This window comes from Allobosea sp. 05T439 (assembly GCF_056396005.1).
The window spans coordinates 1-3,736 of the sequence record NZ_JBFTKP010000104.1; the positions used below are offsets into that span (position 1 = coordinate 1).

The following is a 3,736-nucleotide window of genomic DNA, read 5'->3' on the forward strand; positions in this document are numbered from 1 at the left end:
CCGGTCTGGGCATTGTAGCCGTAGGCGTAGTCCTTCGACTCGAGCAGCTTGCCGACCACGACAGCGCCGTCATCGCCAGCGTTGTCGACGATCTGCTTGGCCGGGGCCATGATCGCCTTGCGGACGATCTCGAYGCCGGTCTTCTGGTCGTCGTTCTGGGTCTTGATCGACTTGACGGTCTGGAGCGCGCGCAGGAGCGCCACGCCRCCACCCGGCAGGATGCCTTCTTCGACCGCAGCGCGGGTCGCGTTCAGGGCATCGTCGACGCGGTCCTTCTTYTCCTTGACTTCGACYTCGGTCGCGCCGCCGACGCGGATCACCGCGACGCCGCCAGCGAGCTTGGCCAGACGCTCCTGGAGCTTCTCGCGATCGTAGTCAGACGAGGTCTCCTCGATCTGCGCCTTGATCTGCGCAACGCGGCCCTCGATGTCCTTCTTCTTGCCGGCGCCGTCGATGATCGTGGTGTTCTCCTTCTCGATACGCACCTTCTTGGCGCGGCCGAGCATGTYGAGCGTCACGGTCTCGAGCTTGATGCCGAGGTCTTCCGAGATCAGCTGACCGGCGGTCARGATCGAGATGTCCTCGAGCATGGCCTTGCGGCGATCGCCGAAGCCCGGAGCCTTGACGGCCGCGACCTTCAGGCCGCCACGGAGCTTGTTGACGACGAGGGTGGCGAGAGCCTCACCTTCCACGTCCTCGGCGATGATCAGCAGCGGCTTGCCGGTCTGAACGACGGCCTCGAGGATCGGCAGCATCGCCTGGAGCGACGACAGCTTCTTCTCGAAAACGAGGATGTAGGGGTCCTCGAGCTCGRCRACCATCTTCTCGGCATTGGTGATGAAGTAGGGCGAGAGATAGCCACGGTCGAACTGCATGCCTTCGACGACATCAAGCTCGGTCTCGGCGGTCTTGGCCTCCTCGACGGTGATGACACCCTCGTTGCCGACCTTCTGCATCGCGGTGGCGATCATCTTGCCGACCGACTCGTCGCCGTTGGCCGAGATGGTGCCGACCTGCGCGACTTCCGCGTTCGARGTGACCTTCTTCGAGTTCTTCTTCAGGTCCGTGACGATGGCTTCGACCGCGAGGTCGATGCCGCGCTTCAGGTCCATCGGGTTCATGCCGGCGGCAACCGACTTCAGGCCTTCGCGCATGATCGCGGCGGCGAGCACGGTGGCCGTCGTGGTGCCGTCACCGGCGGCGTCGTTCTGCTTCGAGGCGACTTCGCGCACCAGCTGGGCGCCCATGTTCTCGAACTTGTCGGMGAGCTCGATCTCCTTGGCGACGGTGACGCCGTCCTTGGTGATRCGGGGAGCGCCGAACGACTTGTCGATCACGACGTTGCGGCCCTTGGGACCGAGCGTGACCTTGACGGCGTTGTTGAGGATTTCGACGCCGCGCAGCATCCGGTCGCGCGCGTCGGTGGAGAACTTGACGTCTTTAGCAGCCATGCGAGCTACTCCTTAATGAAAACGGGGAATGGAGGTCGCGTGGCGTTCAGCCGACGACGCCCATGATGTCGGATTCCTTCATGATCAGGAGATCCTGGCCATCGATCTTGACCTCGGTGCCCGACCACTTGCCGAAGAGGACGCGATCGCCCTTCTTGACGTCCAGGGCAACGAGCTTGCCGGCTTCGTCGCGGGCGCCAGGGCCGACGGCGACGACTTCACCCTCTTGGGGCTTTTCCTTGGCGGTTTCGGGGATGATGATGCCACCCTTGGTCTTCTCTTCGCCATCAAGGCGACGGACCACGACGCGGTCATGCAGCGGACGGAACTTCATGGTTCTGTCTTCCTCTAAGGTCATCCTGTCCTGTGGTCGATCCCGATGACGGGCTGCAGTTGGCGACATCAACGTACCGTAAGAGATCGCCGCGCTGTTCGGTCTCGCCAGCCTGCGCGACCTGCCCGATCTCGAAAAGCTCGAGGAAGGGCCGATGCAGTGCCGTGGCCACGACAATTTGCCGAGATCGGCCACTTGCAGGACGACATCCTGTCGTTATGTTGGGTCCCTCGACGGACGAATCCGTGCGCCAGACAAGGAACGACCATGACGCTTGCTGAATTCATCGCCAGCCGCGAGGAATCCGCTGACGTCGGCGCAGTCATCGGCGACGACCTGGTCGAGGGGATGCCGGGATATACCTATCTCGGCTCGCTCTATATCGAGCGCCTGCCTAGCGGCGTCTTCAATCTGCGCATCGGGACCGGCGAACACCGGTCCGCCGACATCGCCGAACTGGAATCGAAGCTGTTCGACGCCGCCGTCTCGGAAGGCTTGATTGCCGAGACCGGGGACGAGCGCCGGACCCGCCTCGCCGCCGCCTATGTCGAGCGCATCGGATACGACCCGTTCGAGGACGATCCGACGATCAGCGCCGACGAGGTCGAGCAGGCGCTCCGGGATCATGCGCTTGAAATCGCCAAGGCCGACGCCGAAGCGTCGAAGGCAGGCACGCCATGAACGTCGACGTCATCACCACCCGCGCCAACAGCGCGCTCCGCAAACTCGACGTCGCGCTCTGGACCAAGTTCGTCCGGGCGGAGGACGAGAGCATCGACGATGCTTACGAGATTTTCTGCGGCGTCCGCGACACCGGCTGGTCGGTCCAGTGCGGGCATCACTGCGCCACCATCAATCGCTGGATCGAACGGGAGGAGACCATGCAGTCGTGGGACTATCCCTCCGTCGAGACGGCGTTCGCACTGCTGCCGGAACTGCTGCAGCGGGAGGGCTGGCGATGACCGCCGACGAATACCGGGACGCGCTCAAGCGGCTTGGCTTGAACCAGCACAGCGTCGCGCCGCTGCTCGGCATCACGACACGGACCAGCCAGCGCTACGCCGCCAAGGGCGCGCCCGCCACGGTGCGTCTGCTGCTGGCCTATCTCGAACGATACGGGACGCTCAAGTAGAAGGCGCCGAAGGTGTCTCCTGGCCGGTTCGCGCCCAATAGCCGACATCATTCAATGACCTCCGTTGCCTGTGCGAGGAGCGTGGTTGACACCGTAAGGCCCAGCGCTTTCGCCGTCTTGAGCTTGTTGACGAGATCGAACTTGGTCGGCCGCAACACTGGCAAGTCGGCTGGCTTCTCGCCCCTGAGAATTCGGCCGACATAGATGCCGACTTGGCGAAGCGCACTTGATCCGAGCCTCACGATCCGGTGGTTGCGGCGGTCTTGCGCGCCCTCTTGGGTCTTGCGGGCGGTTCCACCACTGGCTCCCCAACAGCTTTCGCCTTGCGTGGCGCGCGCTTCGCCTGGATGCTCTCCGGCGCGGCCACGACCGCGGTCGGTGCGCTTGCCTTGACGCGCGAGGCGCGTTTTGGCTTATCTGCGACCGTGGTCGCAGCCTCGACAATGGGTTCAGGCGCAGACGCGGCGGCCTTGCGCGACTGACCAAGGCCGGACGCCTTCGCCAGGGCCGATCGGGATTCCGCATAGCTCGGCGCGACCATCGGGTAGTCCGCCGGAAGGTTCCATTTCTGGCGGTGGCGTTGTCACGTTAACTCCGGCATGGCGGCAAGCGGTGTAGGTGGGCGTGCATGACCCTGCCGGCCATCAGCTACAAGCGCCATCGGTTCCCTCCGGCKATCATCGCCCATGCGGTGTGGCTGTATTTCCGCTTTCCCCTGAGCCTTCGCCTGGTGGAGGAGATGCTTCTGGAGCGCGGCATCGCCGTCTCCTACGAGACGGTGCGGCGCTGGGCCTTGAAGTTCGGGCGGGATTACGCCCA

The 3,736-nt window shown here is 64.1% G+C and carries 7 protein-coding genes and 1 pseudogene; 4 read left to right on the forward strand and 4 right to left on the reverse strand.

The annotated features are described in order from the left end of the window. Both groL and groES read right to left on the reverse strand, forming a co-directional pair. Positions 1-1,451: chaperonin GroEL (gene groL / locus AC1DIO_RS35155; RefSeq protein WP_476854933.1), on the reverse strand; the 1,451-nt coding region annotated here is incomplete at its 3' end. Positions 1,452-1,497: 46 nt separating this feature from the next. Next, the gene (groES, locus tag AC1DIO_RS35160) at positions 1,498-1,785 is read right to left on the reverse strand and encodes a co-chaperone GroES (RefSeq protein WP_055727595.1); all 288 of its coding nucleotides are present in this window, start codon (positions 1,783-1,785) and stop codon (positions 1,498-1,500) included. 195 nt (positions 1,786-1,980) lie between these two features. Between groES and AC1DIO_RS35165 the strand changes: the two genes are divergently transcribed. Genes AC1DIO_RS35165 through AC1DIO_RS35175 form a run of 3 tightly spaced genes read left to right on the forward strand, consistent with a single transcriptional unit; the run spans position 1,981 to position 2,917 of the window. After that, positions 1,981-2,466 carry a hypothetical protein gene (locus tag AC1DIO_RS35165; protein WP_476777233.1) on the forward strand — a complete coding sequence of 162 codons (486 nt, stop codon included), beginning with the start codon at positions 1,981-1,983 and terminating at the stop codon, positions 2,464-2,466. Beyond that, positions 2,463-2,747: a hypothetical protein gene (locus AC1DIO_RS35170; RefSeq protein WP_441509198.1), complete on the forward strand. Its 285-nt coding sequence runs from the start codon at positions 2,463-2,465 to the stop codon at positions 2,745-2,747. Before AC1DIO_RS35165 ends, AC1DIO_RS35170 begins: the two co-directional genes overlap by 4 nt. Then, a complete protein-coding gene (locus AC1DIO_RS35175; RefSeq protein WP_441509199.1) occupies positions 2,744-2,917 on the forward strand; it encodes a hypothetical protein in 174 nt (57 codons plus the stop codon). Before AC1DIO_RS35170 ends, AC1DIO_RS35175 begins: the two co-directional genes overlap by 4 nt. Positions 2,918-2,964: 47 nt before the next feature. Here AC1DIO_RS35175 and AC1DIO_RS35180 read toward each other — a convergent pair whose 3' ends face one another. Next, on the reverse strand, positions 2,965-3,159 hold the full coding sequence (locus AC1DIO_RS35180; protein WP_441509200.1) for an ABC transporter substrate binding protein: 195 nt from the start codon (positions 3,157-3,159) through the stop codon (positions 2,965-2,967). Beyond that, a complete protein-coding gene (locus AC1DIO_RS35185; RefSeq protein WP_476854934.1) occupies positions 3,156-3,458 on the reverse strand; it encodes a hypothetical protein in 303 nt (100 codons plus the stop codon). Before AC1DIO_RS35185 ends, AC1DIO_RS35180 begins: the two co-directional genes overlap by 4 nt. Before the next feature lie 87 nt (positions 3,459-3,545). On the opposite strand from AC1DIO_RS35185, the pseudogene AC1DIO_RS35190 reads away from it, so the two are divergent. Further along, positions 3,546-3,736 (forward strand): annotated as a pseudogene (locus AC1DIO_RS35190) (IS6 family transposase); the annotation flags it as partial.